14 protein-coding genes are annotated in these 21,080 nt (G+C 37.0%); all 14 read left to right on the top strand.

The genetic code is table 11. From position 1 onward, the window contains the following. The first annotated feature begins 224 nt into the window (after positions 1-224). Positions 225-1,358, top strand: a complete 1,134-nt coding sequence (gene hemW / locus BUC21_RS13230) for a radical SAM family heme chaperone HemW (RefSeq protein ID WP_073403195.1) — start codon at positions 225-227, stop codon at positions 1,356-1,358. Between the two features lie 18 nt (positions 1,359-1,376). Next, positions 1,377-1,670 carry a LysO family transporter gene (locus BUC21_RS13225; RefSeq protein WP_073403192.1) on the top strand — a complete coding sequence of 98 codons (294 nt, stop codon included), beginning with the start codon at positions 1,377-1,379 and terminating at the stop codon, positions 1,668-1,670. Continuing rightward, positions 1,667-2,269 (top strand): LysO family transporter, encoded by a 603-nt coding sequence (locus BUC21_RS13220; RefSeq protein WP_073403190.1) that lies wholly within the window; start codon positions 1,667-1,669, stop codon positions 2,267-2,269. The genes BUC21_RS13225 and BUC21_RS13220 overlap by 4 nt, the downstream gene beginning before the upstream one ends. 162 nt (positions 2,270-2,431) lie before the next feature. Continuing rightward, the gene (locus BUC21_RS13215; protein WP_073403189.1) at positions 2,432-4,471 is read left to right on the top strand and encodes a DUF3857 domain-containing protein; all 2,040 of its coding nucleotides are present in this window, start codon (positions 2,432-2,434) and stop codon (positions 4,469-4,471) included. Positions 4,472-4,545: 74 nt separating this feature from the next. Then, entirely contained in the window at positions 4,546-6,579 is a 2,034-nt protein-coding gene (locus tag BUC21_RS13210) for a DUF3857 domain-containing protein (RefSeq protein ID WP_073403186.1), read from the top strand. 16 nt (positions 6,580-6,595) lie between these two features. Beyond that, the gene (locus tag BUC21_RS13205) at positions 6,596-8,497 is read left to right on the top strand and encodes a DUF3857 domain-containing protein (protein ID WP_073403184.1); all 1,902 of its coding nucleotides are present in this window, start codon (positions 6,596-6,598) and stop codon (positions 8,495-8,497) included. 320 nt (positions 8,498-8,817) lie between these two features. Then, the gene (gene recJ, locus BUC21_RS13200; RefSeq protein ID WP_073403182.1) at positions 8,818-10,536 is read left to right on the top strand and encodes a single-stranded-DNA-specific exonuclease RecJ; all 1,719 of its coding nucleotides are present in this window, start codon (positions 8,818-8,820) and stop codon (positions 10,534-10,536) included. Positions 10,537-10,538: 2 nt separating this feature from the next. Then, on the top strand, positions 10,539-12,446 hold the full coding sequence (locus tag BUC21_RS13195) for a RecQ family ATP-dependent DNA helicase (RefSeq protein ID WP_073403180.1): 1,908 nt from the start codon (positions 10,539-10,541) through the stop codon (positions 12,444-12,446). A 40-nt stretch (positions 12,447-12,486) separates the two neighbouring features. Then, complete coding sequence (locus BUC21_RS13190) at positions 12,487-13,446, top strand: tetratricopeptide repeat protein (protein WP_073403179.1); 960 nt, start codon at positions 12,487-12,489, stop codon at positions 13,444-13,446. 280 nt (positions 13,447-13,726) lie between these two features. After that, positions 13,727-14,569, top strand: coding sequence for a prephenate dehydratase (locus BUC21_RS13185; protein WP_073403178.1), 843 nt, complete (start codon positions 13,727-13,729; stop codon positions 14,567-14,569). Then, positions 14,544-15,728 carry a pyridoxal phosphate-dependent aminotransferase gene (locus BUC21_RS13180; protein ID WP_073403177.1) on the top strand — a complete coding sequence of 395 codons (1,185 nt, stop codon included), beginning with the start codon at positions 14,544-14,546 and terminating at the stop codon, positions 15,726-15,728. Before BUC21_RS13185 ends, BUC21_RS13180 begins: the two co-directional genes overlap by 26 nt. A 21-nt stretch (positions 15,729-15,749) precedes the next feature. After that, positions 15,750-16,811: a bifunctional 3-deoxy-7-phosphoheptulonate synthase/chorismate mutase type II gene (locus tag BUC21_RS13175; RefSeq protein WP_073403175.1), complete on the top strand. Its 1,062-nt coding sequence runs from the start codon at positions 15,750-15,752 to the stop codon at positions 16,809-16,811. A gap of 13 nt (positions 16,812-16,824) precedes the next feature. Continuing rightward, positions 16,825-17,598, top strand: coding sequence for a prephenate dehydrogenase (locus BUC21_RS13170; RefSeq protein ID WP_073403173.1), 774 nt, complete (start codon positions 16,825-16,827; stop codon positions 17,596-17,598). Between the two features lie 341 nt (positions 17,599-17,939). Beyond that, positions 17,940-21,050 (top strand): SusC/RagA family TonB-linked outer membrane protein, encoded by a 3,111-nt coding sequence (locus BUC21_RS13165; protein ID WP_073403222.1) that lies wholly within the window; start codon positions 17,940-17,942, stop codon positions 21,048-21,050. Positions 21,051-21,080: the final 30 nt, after the last annotated feature.

Raw genomic sequence — 21,080 nt, 5'->3', positions numbered from 1 at the left:
AAACAACAATTAGACTATTTATCAATAAGGTCTACTCTTTTTAAGATTAAGCTCTAGTGTTTATTTGCATAAGCAGTAGACCTTTTTAATAATATAAGTCTTATAAATAGTCTAACCCTGGTTAATAATTCCTTAAGTATTTAGTTTTAGAAATTTAAAAGGTCTTACAATATCGTTATTTTAGCAAATAAGCCTTATTTTTGCATTCAGAAAAATTAATAAATATGGCCGGCATCTACTTACATATTCCTTTTTGCAAAACCCGCTGCATATACTGCGATTTTTATTCCACCACAAGGAGTGAAATGGCCGACCGTTATGTTTCGGCACTTTGCAGGGAATTAGAACTTCGGAAATCTTATTTGGATAACGAGCCGGTTGAGACAATCTATTTCGGAGGAGGCACTCCTTCTCAATTATCTAAAGAAAATTTTGAAAAGATATTTGAAACAATTGAGAGAGAATACAATCTGGGGAACTGCGAAGAGATTACGCTTGAAGCCAACCCAGACGATCTGACTCCGGAATATATAAAAATGCTGTCATCTCTTCCTTTTAACCGCATAAGTATTGGCATACAAACATTTAATGAACAGACTTTGCGGTTGCTAAAGCGGCGACATACTGCCGAACAAGCTATAAGTGCTGTAAAGGAATGCCGAATGGCCGGATTTCAGAATATAAGTATTGACCTGATGTACGGTTTGCCGGGAGAAACTCCGGAGAGTTGGGAAGCAGATCTGGAGCAAGCTGTCAACCTTAACGTGGAACATATTTCAGCGTATCATTTAATATACGAAGAAGGAACGCCTCTTTATGAAATGCTACAAAAGCATAAAGTTGAAGAAGTGGATGAAGAATCTAGTGTTGACTTCTTTGCATTGATGATAGACCGACTTACTAAAGCCGGATTTCAGCATTACGAAATTTCCAACTTCTGTAAACCGGATATGTATTCGCAACACAACTCAAGCTACTGGACAGGCAAAAAATATCTGGGATGCGGACCTTCCGCACACTCTTTTAATGGAAGTACCCGTCAATGGAATGTTTCATCACTCGACAAATATATAGCCGGAATAGAAAAGGGAATTCCTGATTTTGAAATAGAAGAACTGAACGTTACTACCCGATACAATGATTTTGTAATTACATCGCTTCGCACCATGTGGGGATTGTCCTTAAATCGTCTTGAGGAAGAATTTGGTACAGAGTTCAAGCAATATTGTCTTGAAAACGCACAAACCTATCTCGATTCAGGTAAACTGGAGATCAGGGATAATACTCTGTTCTTATCGAAAGAGGGCATTTTTATTTCAGACGGCATTATGAGCGATCTACTTTGGGTAGAGGATTAATTTATAGAGGAAAGAAGAATGTTTGTTATAACCATTATACTGTTCATTGCTGCAGGAATATTTGCAGGATACAGACTACGCAATAAGGAAACCGGCATAGTAAGCCGCATTGTAACCGGATTTATCTGGCTACTACTCTTCTTGCTTGGAATGGAAGTTGGAAGTAACGAGAAGTTGATTAAGGGAATCTACGTCTTCGGACTCGAAGCTCTTATATTAACGATAGCAGGTGTTACTGGAAGTGTTCTAGCATCTTGGGGACTTTGGTACTACATCTCAAAGAACAACCTCAAAAAGGAAGGAAAGAAATGAAGGGAAGTCTGATTATTGTAGGTTTCTTTATACTTGGCATTATCGTTAGCCACTATCATCTCTTGCCGGAAAGCATTATTCACTGCGACATCAGTTTTTATGCCCTCTGCGGATTAATGTTCTTTGTAGGCGTAAGCATAGGCAGTGATACAAATACATTGAAAAGTTTTCGGCAACTAAACGTTCGCTTCGCCTTACTCCCATTAATGACAATACTTGGAACAATTACCGGCTGCATCCTTGCTTCACTATTACTTTCCAATAGGTCTGTAAGCGATTGCTGCGCTGTAGGTTCCGGAATGGGCTACTATTCACTATCCAGTATCATAATAACAGAATACCGTGGTGCCGAATTAGGAACCATCGCACTTTTATCTAATATAATAAGGGAAATTATCGCCTTACTATTTGCTCCGGTTCTAGTGAAATATTTCGGCAAACTGGCTCCAATATCTGTAGGAGGAGCAACGACAGCCGATACTACACTACCCATTATTACCCAATCATGTGGAAAAGACTTCGTGGTTATTTCTATTTTTCATGGCTGCCTGACCGATTTTTCAGTTCCTTTTCTTGTAACTCTCTTCTGTTCATTGTAAACTATTCTCATTACCACATTTTCTTTAATTCATTTCTCTGTATATTCCTTATTATTAAAAAAATAATCATTCTTGAATTTTGAAAATCTCAAAAAAGATGTACCTTTACAATATATAAACACAAATTTCAATTTACATTTAAGTCAAACACATCTCAGTACTATGAAAAAAAGCGTATTCTTATTCCTACTTCTTGCATTATCATCTGTTTTGACCTTTGCACAGGAATACACCTACAATTATGGAAAAGTGACAGACAATGAGCTTTCTATGAAGGTTTACAAGCCAGATAGTACAACATCTGCTGTTACAATATACAAAAATGTAATCGCCAAATACAGCTACAAAAGAGAACGGTTTATAATAGAATATAATTACGAAACAAAAATAAAAGTTTTAAAACCAGGAGGCGTTAAATATGCAGACATCAAAATTCCTGTTTACGACAAAGGGAAAAGTGATATATTCAAAGAATCTGTATCAAAGATTGAAGCATATGCATACAACCTTGAAAATGGCAAGGTAAATAAAACCAAAATGGATAAAAGTTACATTTTCGAAGAACGTGTAACCCCTTATTATAAACAAATAAAGTTTTCCATACCAGCAGTAAAAGAAGGAACCGTAATAGAATATAAGTATCTACTGACTTCTGAATTTCCACACCAGATTGAAGAATGTGTTTTTCAGCAAGACATTCCGGTGATATACAGCAACTATGATGTTACAATTCCTCAATATTTCGATTTCAATGTAGGGCTGAAAGGGAAGGAAAAAATAAATGTATCGGAGTCTGTTGTTGAGCAGAGCGCTAACGGAGAAGATGAATACCATCAGACATATTCAGTACGGTTTAACAGTCGCAGGATATTTCTTAACGTTATAAACCTTCCCGCGATAAAAGACGAACCTAACATATGGTGCCCTGATGACTTTCGCACCAAAGTAACATTCGAATTAAAAGGAACACGCTTTCCCGGTTCTGACTATAAGCCCTATACCAGTACATGGGAAGATATAGATGAACTTCTCAAAAAAGATGAAGATTTTGGAGCAATTCTTAATATGTCAAACCCATTCAAAGAAGAGATGCGCACTGCAAATATTTTATCTATGCCAAACAAGAGGGATAAAATACGCGCTATTTTTCAACTGTTAAAGAGCAAAATATCATGGGATGGAACTTATCGGTTTTATGGAAGTAATGTAAAGAAAGCATTAAAAAGTGGAACAGGAAGCAATGCAGATATTAATTTCATATTAATGAGCATGCTTAAAGATGCAGGAATAGAATCATTTCCTGTAATGATGAGTAAAAGAGATCTTGGAAGACTACCCAATCTTTTTCCTAGCATTAATAAACTTAATACATTTATTGTTGCCATAAACGATGACGAGAATTCAACAGTTTATCTGGATGGATCTGTAACTAACGGAGATATAAACATTCTACCTCCTGTACTGATGGTTGAGAAAGCAAGGATTTTTGATCAAAACGGAAAAGGCAGCTGGGTAGATCTAACCAATATAGGAAAGAATTCAGTTACCGCCCTCACATCTGGTACTATTACTCCTGAAGGAATTGTCAATGGAGAACAAAAAGTTTCCTATACGGGAGAACAGGCTTACAAGTTCCGCAAATTATTTAACGAAGCCAAAGACAGCACCTCTTTTATTGAAAAAAAGGAACTAGAATACGGGATATCTATAAAGAAATCATCTTTTTCTGAGGTTAATAGTTTCACTTCCAATGTAAAAGAACAATTCTCTTTCACTAAAGAATTATCACACAACGACGATCACATATATATTAATCCGCTGATATTTCCTCATTTAACAGAGAATCAGTTTACAAAAGAAGAACGCAAACTTCCTGTTGAATTTGATTATCCGTACACATTTAAACAAATTACCACACTAAATATTCCCGAAGGCTATCAGGTGGAAGAAATTCCTAAGCCGGTTATGATTCATCTGGATAATGATGGATGTATTTGTACTTACAATGTGCAGGTTCTTGGTAATACCATCCAGGTGGGATATACATTTTCTTTAAATAGAATCTTCTATAATAATGATGAATATCCTGCTCTGCGTCAGCTTTGGGGAACTGTAGTTAACAAAAACACAGAATTGCTGGTGTTAAGAAAAGCAACGTCACAACCAACAAAAACAGAAGAGAAGCAGACTTCTCAATTATAGGATTTCAACTAAAATACATATTCAACATAATCGTAAAAATATAAACTATAAAATAAATCAATAAATCATTCTTTATGAAAAAAACAATGCTTATGTTACTGCTGTTCACCATCTCTGTGATAGCAGCATCCGCACAAGAATTCAGCACTCGTTATGGTAAAGTAACCAAAGACGAACTCACCATGACATCTTATCCAAAAGACACGACTGCCACAGCGGTAACTCTCTATAAAAATGTAGAGGCGAGGTATGCATATATATACGGGAAATTCGTAATAGAATACTATTACGAAACAAAAATTAAAGTGTTAAAGGCAGAAGGCAAGGAATATGCCGACGTAAACATTCCTTTTTATAACACAGGAAAGTCGGGTGATGCTAAAGAAACAGTGAGTAGAATTGAGGCTTATGCTTATAACCTTGAAGACGGCAAAATAAACAAAACAAAAATGGAGAAAAGCTACATTTTTGAAGAACAGCTAAACACCAACCTTAAACAGATTAAATTTTCTATACCATCAGTAAAGGCAGGTACAGTAATAGAATATAAGTATAATATAACTTCCGAGCTTTACTGGCAGTTTGCCGATATGATTATTCAGCAAAACATTCCGGTGAAGTATGCTAAATATGAGGTTCTGATACCCGAATATTTTAATTATAACATTGAAACAAGAGGTGGCGAGTCCTTAAAAATGGAAGAAGTTACTAGTAACCAGAATTTCACAGTTATGGGTGACGATCATCTAACTTCTTCGGTAAATTGCTCTTCCAGACAACTGACATTTACAGCAAATGATCTTTCTGCGTTGAAAGATGAACCTAATGTATGGTGTGCCGAAGATTTTTGTACAAAGGTTACTTTCGAACTAAAAGGAATACAATTCCCCAATTCTATATACCAATCGTACACAACAGACTGGAACAAAATTGAAGAATTACTTAAAAATGAAAACGATTTTGGTGGATTACTAAAACTTAAAAATCCATTCAAGGAAGAAATGAGTGCTCTTAATATGAAAGATTTAAGTACACAAGATAAAATTCGTTCCATTTATCAGTTACTTAAGAAAAAAATATCATGGAATGAGAATTACCACTTTTATGGAAATAATATAAAGAAAGCCATAAAAGAAGGCTCAGGAAGTAATGCTGATATTAACTTTATTCTTATAAGCATGTTGAAGGATGCAGGTATTAATGCTTTCCCCATTATGATGAGTACAAGAGATCAGGGAAGACTACCTTTAACCTATCCTAGTATCAATAAACTAAATACTTTTATTGTGGGAATAAACGACACAGACAGTACAGTTGTTTTCCTTGATGGTTCAGTAAAGAACGGAGATATAAACATATTACCTCCAAAGCTGATGGTAGACAGAGCCAGAATTTATAATGTAAATGGAAAGGGAGACTGGATTGATTTAACTAATATAGGCAGGAATAGTATCAACACACTAATCAAAGGATCTATTACTCCTGAAGGTAAAGTAGAAGGTGAAAGAGTCACATATTATTTTGGTGAATACGCTGAACTGATACGCACATCATTCAAGGCGGCCAAAGATAGTACCACTTATATTGAGAAGAAAGAGACAGAAGATGGCTTTGACGCAAAAGGGTTCTCATTTAAAAATCTAAATAATTTTTCTTCTTCTGTGCAAGAAAACCTGGCATTCAATAAAGAGGCAATCTTTAACGATGAGCACATATATCTGAATCCTATGATATTTCCCCACTTAACAAAAAACCAGTTTACAAGCGAAACTCGTAAATTACCTATAGAGTTTAGTTATCCGCAAACATTCAAGCTCACATGTGTATTAGATATTCCTCAAGGTTATCAGGTCGAAGAATTACCTAAATCTGTTAAAATAAACCTTGATAAAGATGGATGCAGCTGCACTTACAACATTAAAGTAATTGATAACAAAATACAATTGCTGTATATATTCTCACTAAAAAGAATACTTTACTCAAAAGAAGAATATGCATCCTTACGTAATTTCTGGGGAACCATTGTTGACAAGAACAATGAGCAAATCGTATTAAAAAAGGCAGATCCTCAGAATGCAGCAAATCAAACACAAACGTCACAGTTATAAACAGAAATATTAAGTTATGTGGAATAATAAAATTAAATATCTATTTTTCATCCTTCTGACTTTCAGCACTGCAAACGCTCAGGAACAACTAACATTTCCAGAAATAGCAGATTCACTGAAAGAAAACGCATACTCAGTAGTAAGGTTCTACGAGAAAGAATTCAAGTATCAATCTGATGTCAGTGGCGAAGAAAAAACAACCACAATCATTACCATCCTCAACTCTAAAGGAGAAGATGATGCTGGTTTTGGATGCTACACAGACCCTTTCCACGAATTAAAAGACTTTAGCGGAGCTATTTACGATGCTAGTGGTCGTTTGATTCGTAAGATTAAACAATCCGAATTAAAGTCTACCGAGTTTTCAATGAATCTGGCATCAGATGACAAAAATTACTTTTTCAGCCCAACTTTAGTCAGTTATCCTATTACAATAAAATATGAATGGGTCATTAAAACCAAGAAAGGATTACTGGGATTACCAGTATTCTGGCCTCAGGACAGTTATAACCAATCGGTAGAAGAAGCGACCTATCGTCTTTATGCACCGGCAAACGCTGAATTTCTTTATAAGGCAATCAACATGAGTGTTCAATCCGAAAAGAAAAACGGAAAAGAAGGAGCCTATCAGGAATGGAAGCTAAAAAATATTAAAGCTATTGAAGATGAGCCTTACTCAAGATCTTTATCAACATTGGTACCTATTCTTTATATTACTCCGAAGAACTTTACATACGACAAGACTCATGGTAATTTAAGCAGTTGGAAATCTTTTGGGGACTGGGAATACAGCTTACTAAAAGACAGAGATATTCTGCCTGATGCCTTTAAACAAACTCTTGCAGAAATCACTAAAGATTGTAAAACCGATTATGATAAAGTAAAAGCCGTATATGATTATCTGGCAAAAACAACCAGATATGTTAGTATCCAGTTAGGCATCGGAGGATATCAGCCTATGACAGCTGAAGAAGTTGCAAAGACAGGCTTTGGAGATTGCAAAGCATTATCCAACTATGCAAAAGCCATGTTAAAGGAATTGGGTATTCCGTCTACATATACGGTTATCAGTACTGTCTATCCAAAATTATTTAAGGATTTCCCAAACTTTAGTCAGTTAGACCATGTAATCCTTCAGGTTCCATTAAAAGAAAAAACACTTTGGTTGGAATGCACCAACCCGGATTATCCTCTTGGATATGTTCATAGTAACATTGCCGGCCACGAAGCAATTTTAATAAAAGAAACCGGAGGGGAAGTTCTCAGATTGCCAGCTTACAAAGATTCATTAAATACAGAGAGTCATACAGCCACCATTAGTCTCACTGAAGAAGGATCGGCAACGGCCAAAGTTATACGAACAAGCAATCTTATTCAGTACGAACAAATATCCGAAATAACAAAGCTACCTCCCGTTAAACAGATAGACTATTTGCGAGAAGACATTCAACTGCCACAAGCAAGAGTGAATAATGTTACTTATAAGGAAGATAAATCGGCAAAACCATCCATCGTTGTAAATTACAATGTGAATTGTGAAAAGTACGGAAACAAAACAGGGAACAGACTTTTTGTACCTATTAATATTTTCCGACGCGGGCCATCCAAACTAGCTAATAAAAAAAGGATTCATCCTATTTACATAAACTATGGATATCTGGACAGTGACACTATAACTCTTGAAATTCCGAAAAACTACACAGTAGAATCTTTACCTAAACTTCCGGTAATAGACAAAAAGTTTGGAAAATTCAATGCAAGTATTGATGTTAACGGAGACAAAATAGTTATTGTTAATAAACTATTCTTCCGTTCGGGTGAATACGATACTAAAGCATATCCTGAATTCACAGCATTCTGTAAAGAGGTATCCAATGCATATGCCAGCAAGATTATTTTAAAGAAAAAAGCAGAATAAGAATTCAGCCTATTACAATCAAAAATCAGTTGGCGATATGGCTTTATAAATTGAATCTATTTTGCTCATACAATTTATTATTTTGTGTAGAGAAACAAAAGGCTCAGTACAAAGGATATTTCCTTTTGTACTGAGCCTTTTTTATTATGGAAAAGTTTTTTATAACCATTCTAAAAAAATCATCTACTGATTAAGGCGACGATTAACGTTTTTTTGTATCTTTACGAAATGAAACGTTTCGTTTCATGACGCCTATTTTTATAGGCCCTTGGTCTCGTACATGAGACACTCCTACTAGAAAAGAAAAAATAAAATATATAATGAGTCACAAATGGAATTATCAACCTCCTACACAAGAACAGAAAGAAGCAAGCCTGAGTTTATCCGGCGAATTAGGGATTAGCCCTATTCTAGGAGAACTTCTTGTTCAGCGAGGAATTGAGACCGCCGCAGAGGCCAGAAAATTCTTCCGCCCACAGCTGCAGGACCTTCATGACCCTTTCCTAATGAAAGACATGGATGTGGCTGTTGATCGGCTTAATCAGGCCATGGGACGGAAAGAACGTATATTGATATATGGAGATTATGATGTAGACGGTACAACTGCTGTTGCGCTAGTCTATAAGTTTATTCAACAATTCTATTCAAATATTGATTATTACATTCCCGACCGTTATAGCGAAGGATATGGAGTGTCTACTCAAGGAATAGACTTTGCTTCCGAAACCGGGGTTAGTCTTATCATTGTACTCGATTGTGGCATAAAGGCTGTTGATGAAATAACTTATGCCAAAGAAAAGGGTATTGATTTCATTATCTGCGATCACCATGTGCCAGATAATGTGCTACCACCTGCAGTTGCTATTCTGAATGCTAAGCGAGAAGACAATACTTATCCCTACTCTCACCTTTCAGGTTGCGGAGTAGGCTTTAAATTTATGCAGGCATTTGCCATGAACAATGGAATTGATTTTCATCAGCTTACCCCATTGCTCGATTTGGTTGCAGTAAGCATTGCTTCAGACATTGTTCCTATTATGGGAGAAAATCGCATTCTGGCTTTTTATGGATTAAAGCAACTGAACGCCAATCCAAGTATAGGTTTAAAAGCCATTATTGATATTTGCGGGCTAAGCGAAAAAGAGATTACCATGAGTGATATTGTTTTCAAGATTGGTCCTCGTATCAATGCTTCCGGAAGAATACAGAATGGTAAGGAAGCTGTTGATCTTCTTACAGAGAAGGATTATTCTCTCGCTCTGGAAAAAAGCAATCAGATTAACCAATACAATGAAACCCGCAAAGACCTGGACAAAACCATGACAGAAGAGGCCAACAATATTGTTGACCGCCTGGAAGGTTTAGCCAGCCGTCGCTCAATAGTACTTTATAACGAAGAGTGGCACAAAGGAGTGATTGGGATTGTAGCTTCAAGGCTGACGGAGATTTATTATCGCCCGGCAGTAGTACTGACCAGAACCGATAACATGGCAACCGGTTCAGCTCGTTCTGTCTCAGGATTTGATGTATATAAAGCTATTGAACATTGCCGTGACTTACTCGAAAATTTTGGTGGGCATACTTATGCTGCCGGACTTTCAATGAAGGTTGAAAATGTAGAAAAGTTCACTCAACGGTTTGAAGAATTTGTTTCTGATCATATTCTGCCCGAACAGCAAAGTGCAGTAATTGACATTGATGCAGAAATTGATTTTAAAGATATTAATCCCCGCTTCTTTTCCGATCTGAAGAAGTTTAATCCTTTTGGTCCGGAAAACCATAGACCTATTTTCTGTACACACAATGTTTACGATTATGGTACTAGTAAAGTAGTAGGCAGAGAACAGGAACATATCAAGCTCGAACTGGTAGATAACAAGTCAAACAATGTAATGAATGGAATCGCCTTTGGACAAAGTTCACAAGCTCGTTATATCAAGACAAAACGATCCTTTGATATTTGCTATTCCATAGAAGAAAACACTCATAAACGCGGAGAAATTCAACTTATCATTGAAGATATAAAGCCTACAGAATAAATATGGCGGCGAACTACCGTGACATACTGAAACAATACTGGGGATACTCTCACTTCCGCGATTTGCAGGAAGAGATTATCAACAGTATCGGTGAGGGGAATGATACACTTGGACTAATGCCTACCGGTGGGGGTAAGTCAATTACTTTTCAGGTACCAGCTCTTGCAAAAGAAGGTATTTGTATTGTAATTACTCCTCTTATTGCCTTGATGAAAGATCAGGTAGATAATCTTAAGAAACGGGGAATAAAAGCTTTAGCTGTTTATTCCGGAATGACACGGAAAGAGATACTTATAGCGTTAGAAAACTGTATTTTTGGTGATTACAAGTTTCTTTATATTTCTCCCGAAAGGCTCGACACAGAAATATTTCAGCTAAAATTGCGGAGTATGAAAGTGAGTATGATTACGGTCGATGAATCTCACTGCATCTCCCAATGGGGATATGACTTTCGTCCAGCTTACTTAAAAATTGCCGACATCAGAAGTCTGCTTCCAGGTGTTCCAGTGCTGGCACTGACAGCTACAGCTACCCCGGAAGTAGTTAAAGACATTCAGGAAAGGCTGCACTTTCCAAAGGAGAACGTCTTTCGCATGAGTTTCGAACGGAAAAACCTGGCTTATATCGTTCGCAAAACAGATAATAAGCAAGACGAACTACTACATATCCTCAGCAAAGTGCCTGGCACAGCAATTGTATATGCTCGCAGTCGTAAAAGAACCAAGGATACGGCTGATTTTTTACGAAAAGCAGGCATATCATCCAATTTTTACCATGCCGGATTAAACAATGAAACAAAAGATCTCCGCCAGAAGCAATGGCAAGCAGGAGAATTTCGGGTAATGGTTGCCACCAATGCCTTTGGTATGGGTATTGACAAAGCAGATGTAAGATTGGTTGTTCATGTTGATTTACCCGATTCGCCAGAAGCATACTTTCAGGAAGCCGGTCGTGCCGGTAGAGACGGTAAGAAAGCTTATGCAGTAATTCTCTATTCCAAATCGGATAAAGCAACACTCAACAAACGTGTGTCTGATACTTTTCCGGAAAAAGAGTATATCAAACAAATCTACGAACACCTGAATTACTATTATCAGATGGCCATGGGCGACGGACTAGGCAGAATGTACGATTTCAGCCTGGAACAGTTCTGTCGAAATTTCAAGCATTTCCCCGTTCCGGCAGATGGTGCTCTAAAAATCCTGACTCAGGCCGGATATATAGAATATACTGATGAACAAGATAATGCTTCAAGACTTATATTTACTGTAGGGAGGAATGAACTCTATAAGTTTCGTGAAATGGGACCAGAAGTAGAAGCACTTCTTCAGGCTATACTTCGTTCCTATACCGGAATTTTCACTGACTATGCTTATATTAGTGAGGAATCGCTAGCTATTCGTCTCAATATAACCCGGGAAAGAATTTATGAGATACTAATCTATTTATCCAAACGCCGAATTATAGACTATATACCTCATAAGAAAACACCTTATATTATATATACTCGTGAGCGAGTTGAGCTCCATCATCTTCATATTCCAAAAGAAGTTTATGAAGAAAGGAAAGAGAGATATGTAAAACGTATCAATGCAATGCTTGAATACGTTACCACAGATAATGCATGCCGTAGCCGAATGCTGCTTCGCTATTTCGGAGAAAAGAATGAGCATAATTGTAAGCAGTGCGATGTTTGTTTGCAGAAAAATAAAAGCGGATTAAAACAAGCTGATTTTGAAGAACTTGCATCTCGGATATTTACCGTATTAGAAGAAAAAAGCATGACTCCAGCCGAAATAGTCCGGAAATTAAATCTTGAGCCGGACAGAATAAGCATTGTTATCCAATACTTGCTGGATGAAGGAAAATTAAATATTAAAGACGGATTTATAAACAATTCAGCAAATTGATTATTTTTGTCCTCAGTAAAAACGAATAAAAAATCATATTATGGCAAACTTTTTTAAAACCTTCTTCACAGGAAACTCAGGAGAATCAGAAGACGATAAAGCTAGAGCAGAGAAAAAGAACTTCGAGTTATTCAAATATGACGGAATGCGTGCAGAACGTATCGGACAAATTGACTATGCCATCAAATGTTATAACGAAGCCTTGGCAATTCAAGACGATTTCGAGACTCTAGATTACCTGTCCAAAGCATATATACATCAGAATAATCTGGAAGAAGCAATAAAAACCTTGCATAAAATGATTGAGGTTGACCCTAGCGTAGCCTCAACTTATCTGAATTTGGCAAACCTTTGCTACATTCAGGAAGATTATCAAAATACAATTGATTATTGTATCAAAGCTATTGAACTAGAAGAAAACAACCTTGCTGCCTATCTGTTGCTGGCAAGAGGTAATCGTGGACAGAAAGATAATATAAATGCTATTGTAAACTTAACCAAGGCTATTTCTATTAAAGACGATTTTGCTCAGGCTTACCTTCTCAGAGCTGAGGTTTTAAAAGACATGAACGAATATTCTAGTGCATTGGAAGATGTAGAAAAAGTACTGGAACTAATGCCGGAAGAAGAAGCTGCTTATCTGCTTCGGGGAAAACTTAAGGAGCAAAATGAGTTATTTGAGGAAGCCAGTGCCGATTACAGTAACGTAATAGAGCTTAATCCATTTAACGAACAGGCATATTTATATCTGGGACAGTTACTTATCACCGAAAAAAAATATACCGAAGCTATTGAACATTTTGACGAAGCAATAGAGTTGAAAGAAAACTTCAGTCAGGCTTATCACGAACGTGGACGTGCCAAATTCCTTAACAATGACAAAGAAGGCTCACTTGAAGATATGAAGAAAGCAATGGAACTTGACCCTAAAGCAGAAGAAAATGTAAACGGTGAATTCAACAACTTTGCAGATATGTATTCAGGGGCAAAAATATTCTAAAACTTACTATTTAAAACAAAAAGCTCTTTTTTTTGAAAAAAAACTAGCTATTTTATTTGTTCTTCCAATAAAAGTCGTACATTTGTCCTCGAATTATTACAGAAGACAGAAATGAAATTATTCTCTTATACATATTCATTCTTTTTTTACTTTTACTTTAGCCAGAAAGTAGAGCGGGAATTTGTATGTGTAAATTAAGAACATAAATAATAAAAAGAAATAAACATAAAAATCCCGCTCCTTAGGAAGCGGGATTTTTTGTTTTACACAATTACTCAATATGAAAAAGATAGCCATACAAGGAACAAAGGGTTCATTTCATGATATAGCAGCTCATAAGTTATTCCCTGATGAAGCAATTCTGTTGATTTGCTGTGCGCATTTTCAGGATGTTTTTGATGCAGTAAAAGCCGACAGTCAGATTATTGGTTTGGTTGCTATTGAAAACACCATTGCCGGTAGCCTTCTGCAGAATCACGAATTACTGCGTAAAAGTCAACTGCAAATCATTGGAGAATACAAACTACGCATTTCCCACTGCTTAGTTTGCCTGCCCGATGAGGACTGGAAAGATATTGTGGAAGTAAACTCCCACCCCATCGCCTTAATGCAATGTCAGGAGTTTCTTGATAGCCATCCCAGTTTCAAGGTTGTAGAGGCAGAAGACACGGCAAAGAGTGCGGAAATGATAAAGAAAAAGAACCTAAGAGGTCATGCCGCCATCTGTTCCAAAGCCGCTGCCGAAATCTACGGAATGAAAATCCTTCAGGAAGGTATAGAGACCAACAAGCATAACTTCACCCGCTTCCTTGTTATTGCAGACCCATGGATGGCAGATGATTTCCGAAAAGACAAAAGCATCAATAAAGCAAATATCGTTTTCTCATTACCACACACAGAAGGGAGTCTTTCCCAGGTTCTTTCAATTCTATCTTTCTACAACATCAATCTTACAAAAATACAATCATTGCCAATCATTGGCCGGGAATGGGAATATCTTTTTTATGTAGACATCGCATTTAAAGATTATCTAAGATACAAGCAGGCTATAGACGCAATAACACCATTAATCAAAGAACTAAGAATACTAGGAGAATATGAAGAAGGAAAATCAAGTATTTAACATCGCACCTGCTTCAAGACTGAACAGCGTAAGCGAATACTACTTCTCCAGAAAGCTGAAAGAAGTAGCGCAGATGAATGCAGAAGGGAAACAGGTCATTAGTCTGGGAATTGGAAGTCCCGACCTTCCTCCTTCAAATGACACCCTGCAGACCATGTGTGAACAGACAATGCGCAGTGATGTACACGGTTACCAACCTTACACCGGTATACCAGAGCTTCGTAAAGGATTCTCCGATTGGTATAAAAGATGGTATAATGTTGATTTAAACCCTAACACAGAAATACAGCCTCTGATTGGTTCCAAAGAAGGAATCCTTCATGTAACGCTTGCTTTTGTAAATCCGGGAGAACAAGTTTTGGTTCCAAACCCAGGTTATCCTACATACACTTCACTCAGCAAGTTATTAGGTGCCGAAGTTGTTGCATACAATCTGAAAGAAGAAAACGGATGGATGCCCGATTTTGAAGAACTGGAAAAAATGGATCTGAGCAATGTAAAACTGATGTGGACCAACTATCCTAATATGCCTACAGGAGCCAATGCTTCTATGGACTTATATGAGAAATTAGTAGCCTTTGCCCGTAAACACAATATTGTTGTTGTAAACGACAATCCATACAGTTTTATCCTGAACGATAAACCTTTAAGTCTTTTAAGTGTTGAAGGAGCTAAGGAGTGCTGCATAGAATTCAATTCAATGAGTAAAAGTCACAATATGCCAGGATGGCGTGTGGGAGTAATTGCAACCAATGCACAGTTCATCCAATGGATATTGAAAGTAAAGAGCAATATCGATTCCGGCATGTTCCGCCCATTGCAACTCGCTGCAGCAAAAGCTTTAAGTTGCGAAGCATCCTGGTACACCGAAATGAATAGCGTTTACCGTAAGCGCCGTAAACTAGCAGGTGACATTATGCACGCTTTAGGGTGCACTTACGATGAAAATCAGGTTGGAATGTTCCTTTGGGGTAAAGTTCCTGAATCTTGTGAAAATGTGGAAGCATTTACCGACAAGGTACTTTACGAAGCAAACGTTTTTGTTACTCCGGGATTTATATTTGGAAGTAACGGAGCAAGATACATTCGACTTTCCTTGTGCTGCAATGAAGAAATGCTGGCAAATGCACTGGAAAGAATTAAAAACATGAATAAATAAAAACATAAATATATACTCAAAATGGAATTAGAATCTATTTTATTACCAGGAGTGGAAGCAAAACGACCAATCGTAATTGCTGGTCCATGTAGCGCAGAAACAGAAGAACAAGTAATGGAAACAGCTAAGCAGTTAGCTAGTAGAGGAATTAAGATTTTCCGCGCCGGAATCTGGAAGCCACGTACTAAACCGGGAGGATTCGAAGGTGTAGGTGTTGAAGGTCTCTCCTGGTTGCAAGAGATAAAAAAGGAAACAGGTATGTATGTATCTACAGAAGTAGCAACATCCAAGCATGTTGATGAAGCACTTAAACACAATATCGACTTGTTGTGGATCGGTGCCCGTACATCTGCTAACCCTTTCGCTGTTCAGGAAATTGCTGATTCACTTAGAGGTGTAGACATTCCTGTATTAATTAAAAACCCTGTAAATCCCGACCTCGAATTATGGATTGGTGCTCTGGAACGCCTTCACAATGCAGGTATAAAGCGTCTTGGAGCAATTCACCGCGGATTCAGTACATACGACAAAAAGATATATAGAAATCTTCCTCAATGGCACATTCCAATTGAGCTACGTCGCCGTATACCTAATTTGCCAATATTCTGTGATCCTAGTCATATTGGAGGAAAGCGCGAACTTATCGCTCCACTCTGCCAGCAAGCAATGGACTTGAATTTCGACGGATTGATTATTGAATCACACTGCAATCCGGATGTAGCTCTCAGCGATGCTTCACAACAGGTTACTCCTGACATCTTAGATTATATCCTTAATCTGTTGGTTATCCGTAACGAGACTCAAACAACAGAAAGCCTTGCAGAGTTAAGAAGACAGATTGATGATTGCGACAATTCATTGCTCGAAACACTGGCAAAAAGAATGAGAATAAGCCGTGAAATTGGTACTTTCAAAAAAGAGCATAATATGGCTATCCTTCAAACCGGACGTTATGATGAAATTCTTTCAAAAAGAGGAGCGCAAGGTGAAGAATTTGGCATGGATGCAGAGTTTGTAAAATCTGTATTCGAGGCAATCCATGAAGAATCAGTTCGTCAGCAAATGGAAGTTATAAACAAGTAAAGCAACAATCAACATGAGAATACTAATTCTTGGAGCCGGCAAAATGGGCTCCTTCTTTACAGATGTATTAAGTTTCCAGCACGAAACAGCCGTATACGATGTGAATCCACAACAACTTCGTTTTGTATACAACACCTATCGTTTCACCACGCTGGAAGAGATAAAGGATTTTGAACCGGAACTTGTAATCAATGCAGTAACCGTAAAATATACATTGGAAGCTTTCAAACAGGTTATTCCTGTATTGACAAAAGATTGTATTCTGAGTGACATTGCAAGTGTAAAAACAGGATTAAAGAAATTCTATCAGGAAAGCGGATTCCGTTACGTATCCTCACATCCTATGTTTGGCCCAACATTTGCCAGCCTCAACAACTTGTCGAGTGAAAGTGCCATCATCATTTCAGAGAGTGATCACCTGGGAAAAGTATTCTTTAAAGACCTCTACAACTCGCTTAGTCTGAATATCTTTGAATATACATTCGATGAGCATGATGAGACTGTAGCTTATTCATTATCCATTCCTTTTGTTTCTACCTTTGTATTTGCAGCGGTAATGAAACATCAGGAAGCACCGGGCACTACATTCAAAAAGCACATGGCTATAGCCAAAGGTTTGATGAGTGAGGATGATTATTTACTTCAGGAAATACTTTTCAACCCACGTACTCCTGCACAAGTAGAAAATATACGTCGTGAGCTGAAAGAAGTTTTGGAAATTATCACCAATAAGGATGCCGACAGATTAAAAAAGTATCTTACAAAAATTCGTAAGAACATTCAATAAACTTAAAACAATCAACCAAAAGGCTCAAATCGCATTGCAATGCGATTTGAGCCTTTTTTGTGTCACAGGCTGTGACACTATTAAAATGATAATACTATTTCCACCAGCTTGGTGGAAAAATTCCTTGGTTACATGATTTTTTATTTCTATAACTTTCGTATTGCTATCACCCCAGTTAAGCACATAATTATTCAAATTGTAAAACTAAAAAAATCATTTTATCGAAAAAAAGAAAAACTTTTTCATTATCATTTCTTAAATTTAAACACACTCTTAGTACCTTTGCAAAATATTAGAGTAAAGTAAGCATTATTATGAGATTTATCTTTATTAGTGAATTTATGAAAAAAACATTGATGTTGTTATTGACATGCTTTTTTGTAGGTATTAGTCTGGCAACCGCACAAAATCAAAAAGTAACAGGAGTTGTTATTTGGGAAGATGATGGGCAACCTGTTGTTGGAGCGTCCATTTTAGTGAAGGGTACAACTGTTGGAACTATCAGTGATATTAACGGTAATTTTACGCTGTTTAATGTTCCAGGTTCGGCAAAATCTTTAGTTGTTTCATTTATTGGTATGAAATCAATAGAAGTTGCTGTTAAACCAACTGTGAAAGTTATTTTTGCATCCGATGCTCAAGTAGTTGATAAAGTAGTTGTAACAGCTCTAGGTATTTCTCGACAGAAGAGAACTTTGGGATATGCTGTTTCTGAGATCTCTGGAGATGAAATGTTGAAGGCTCGTGGTGGTGTAAGCAACCCGGTTAACTCATTGCAAGGTAAAATTGCCGGATTACAAATTCAAAGTGGATCGGGTACTATGGGTGGTTCCTCTAAAATACTCATTCGTGGTGCAAAATCAATCTCTGGAAATAACCAACCACTATTCGTTATTGATGGTGTGCCTATTGAAGGTACAGACTATAATAGTACAGACACTCAAATAGGTGATGGTGGTTATGACTATGGCAACCTGGTTCAGGATCTTAACCCAGATGATATTGAGAATATCTCCGTATTGAAAGGTCCTAATGCTTCAGCTCTTTATGGTTCTCGTGGAACAAATGGTGTTATTATGATTACTACGAAGAAAGCTAAAAAGAGTGATGGATATGGCGTTACATTCAACTCTTCTATTGGCTTAGAGGTTGTGAATAAATTACCGAAGATGCAAAAGTTGTATGGTGGTGGTTATTATGGACTCAAAAACATAGCTATCAACGGGAAGAATTATTTGTATCCGGATATGGCTACTGACGAAAGCTGGGGTGATAAATACGAAGGTCAGGAGTTCGTTTCATGGCTTGACTTAGCAAAATGGGAAGATGGTGGAAAAGTAGGAAATCCAACAACTTCTAAATGGAATGCTCCTAAACATGATATCGATGACTTCTTCGAAACAGGTGTATCGTTTACTAATAACATTGCTGTAAGTCAGGCAACAGATAGAGCAAATGTACGTATATCATATACAAATTCAGATCTTACTGGTTATATGCCAAACAGTTCTTTAACAAAGAATATTTTTAATGTTGCTGCCTCTACAGTTAGTGCAGATAAACGTTTGGAAGTATTCACTAACGTTACATACTTCAATTCAAGAGCAAAAGGACGTCCAGAAACCGGAAACAGTGATAACAATGTTATGAAGCAATTCATTCAATGGGGACACCGTGAACTTGATATGGAAGAATTGAAGAGTATGTATATAAACTCAATCGGACATCAGGTAACCTGGAACCGTTCAGGATGGGATGACCCAACGCCAATGTACAACAATAATCCATATTGGTCACGTTATATGAATTATGAAAACGATTCACGTAACCGTATTTATGGTAATATTGGATTGAGCTACAAAATTCTGGATAACCTAAAGTTCCAGTATAAAGCTAATGTTGATTTCTTTGTTGATAAACAATATGAGCGTAATGCTGTTTATTCTCCCGACCTATCTCGTTACTCTGAAATATCTCGTCAACAAGTTGAAACAAACCATGAATTTATGTTGTCATACAATTCTCGTTTTAAGAGCGATTTCTCATTTGATGCCAACGTTGGTTCAAACTTTATGAATCGTAGGTATGAGTATATGTGGGGTGAAACAGATGGTGGATTGGCAATTCCTTTGTTCTATAACTTAAAGAACTCTGTTAACACTCCAAAATCAGACAACTATTTAAAGAAGAAATCTATTCGTTCTGCATTTGCAAACGCTACGCTAGGGTATAAAAACACCTATTATTTGGATATGTCTTTACGTAATGACTGGTCATCAATATTACCAAGCGGTAACAACTCTTACATGCAACCATCAGTTACTGGCAGTTTTGTGTTCTCTGAATTATTGAAGGATAAAACTCCATGGCTTAGTTTTGGTAAATTGGGGTTGAGCTATGCTCATACAGCTAATTCAGAAACTACCTCAATAAATAGTGATCTAAAACCAGAGTCTACAATTTCTTATGAAGCAGGTCTTGAAATGTCTTTTTTGAATAACCGTTTTGGCTTTGAAGCAACAGTCTATTCAAGTGAAACAAAAAATCTGATTTTCCCTATAAATGGTACACATATACAATATATTGCAAACTCTGGGGTAATGAGTAATAAAGGTGTTGAATTGTCACTTCATGGAACACCGGTGAAGACTTCGAACTTCTCTTGGGAATCATCACTGGTTTTGGCATCTAATAAAAACAAAGTTAAGAAACTAGGTGAAGGAATAATGGGTTATTACATAGCTAGAACTCCTCATAATGTTTTAATTGGTGCTATCGTAGGAAAAGAATACGGAACTATTGAAGGCACCAATTTTGTATATGATGATAAAGGTAATAAAGTAATCGATGCAGAAGGAACTTATGCTTCTACTTACGATGACCAAAATCTTGGAAAAGTCTATCCAGACTTCACAGGTGGGTGGAGTAATACATTCCGTTACAAGAATTTTGATTTAAGTGTATTGTTTGATTTTTCTAAAGGCGGACATTATATTTCTACTTCTTATATGCGGGGAATGTATTGTGGTATGCTTGAGGAAACAGCTGCTATAAATGAAAAGGGAGTGAATATCCGTGAATCAATTGCTAATGGCGGTGGGGTATTATTGAAAGGTGTATTAGCTGATGGAACTGTAAATACTAAACGTATTGATGCAAGAACCTATGGTAATCAATATTCCACAGGACCGGCTGCACAAAATGTATTCAAATCTGATTATTTGAAATTGCGTGAAATAAATATTGGATATACAATTCCTTTAAGTAAGTCTTATTTTATCAAATCATTCCGCATAGCAGCCTACGGACGTAACTTAGCTATTTGGGGACCAGATGTTAAACACTTTGATCCGGAAGCAATAGTTACAAGTTCTGGCAATATTCAGGGGATAGAAAGCGATGCTTTGCCTTCAGTTGCTAACTACGGTTTAAACTTTAGCTTGAAATTCTAGTAGAAGTCGATTCTGAACAAATACAATTAA

This window comes from Bacteroides luti, from assembly GCF_900128905.1.
Classification (GTDB): domain Bacteria; phylum Bacteroidota; class Bacteroidia; order Bacteroidales; family Bacteroidaceae; genus Bacteroides; species Bacteroides luti.
The sequence above is the reverse complement of the archived record's forward strand: the minus strand, read 5'-3'. Positions and strand labels throughout refer to the sequence as shown.

Bases quoted from the DNA above. Each gene is read 5' to 3' on its own strand.
- hemW (WP_073403195.1), top strand. From the start codon at position 225: ATGGCCGGCATCTACTTACATATTCCTTTTTGCAAAACCCGCTGCATA.
- BUC21_RS13225 (WP_073403192.1), top strand. From the start codon at position 1,377: ATGTTTGTTATAACCATTATACTGTTCATTGCTGCAGGAATATTTGCA.
- BUC21_RS13220 (WP_073403190.1), top strand. From the start codon at position 1,667: ATGAAGGGAAGTCTGATTATTGTAGGTTTCTTTATACTTGGCATTATC.
- BUC21_RS13215 (WP_073403189.1), top strand. From the start codon at position 2,432: ATGAAAAAAAGCGTATTCTTATTCCTACTTCTTGCATTATCATCTGTT.
- BUC21_RS13210 (WP_073403186.1), top strand. From the start codon at position 4,546: ATGAAAAAAACAATGCTTATGTTACTGCTGTTCACCATCTCTGTGATA.
- BUC21_RS13205 (WP_073403184.1), top strand. From the start codon at position 6,596: ATGTGGAATAATAAAATTAAATATCTATTTTTCATCCTTCTGACTTTC.
- recJ (WP_073403182.1), top strand. From the start codon at position 8,818: ATGAGTCACAAATGGAATTATCAACCTCCTACACAAGAACAGAAAGAA.
- BUC21_RS13195 (WP_073403180.1), top strand. From the start codon at position 10,539: ATGGCGGCGAACTACCGTGACATACTGAAACAATACTGGGGATACTCT.
- BUC21_RS13190 (WP_073403179.1), top strand. From the start codon at position 12,487: ATGGCAAACTTTTTTAAAACCTTCTTCACAGGAAACTCAGGAGAATCA.
- BUC21_RS13185 (WP_073403178.1), top strand. From the start codon at position 13,727: ATGAAAAAGATAGCCATACAAGGAACAAAGGGTTCATTTCATGATATA.
- BUC21_RS13180 (WP_073403177.1), top strand. From the start codon at position 14,544: ATGAAGAAGGAAAATCAAGTATTTAACATCGCACCTGCTTCAAGACTG.
- BUC21_RS13175 (WP_073403175.1), top strand. From the start codon at position 15,750: ATGGAATTAGAATCTATTTTATTACCAGGAGTGGAAGCAAAACGACCA.
- BUC21_RS13170 (WP_073403173.1), top strand. From the start codon at position 16,825: ATGAGAATACTAATTCTTGGAGCCGGCAAAATGGGCTCCTTCTTTACA.
- BUC21_RS13165 (WP_073403222.1), top strand. From the start codon at position 17,940: ATGAAAAAAACATTGATGTTGTTATTGACATGCTTTTTTGTAGGTATT.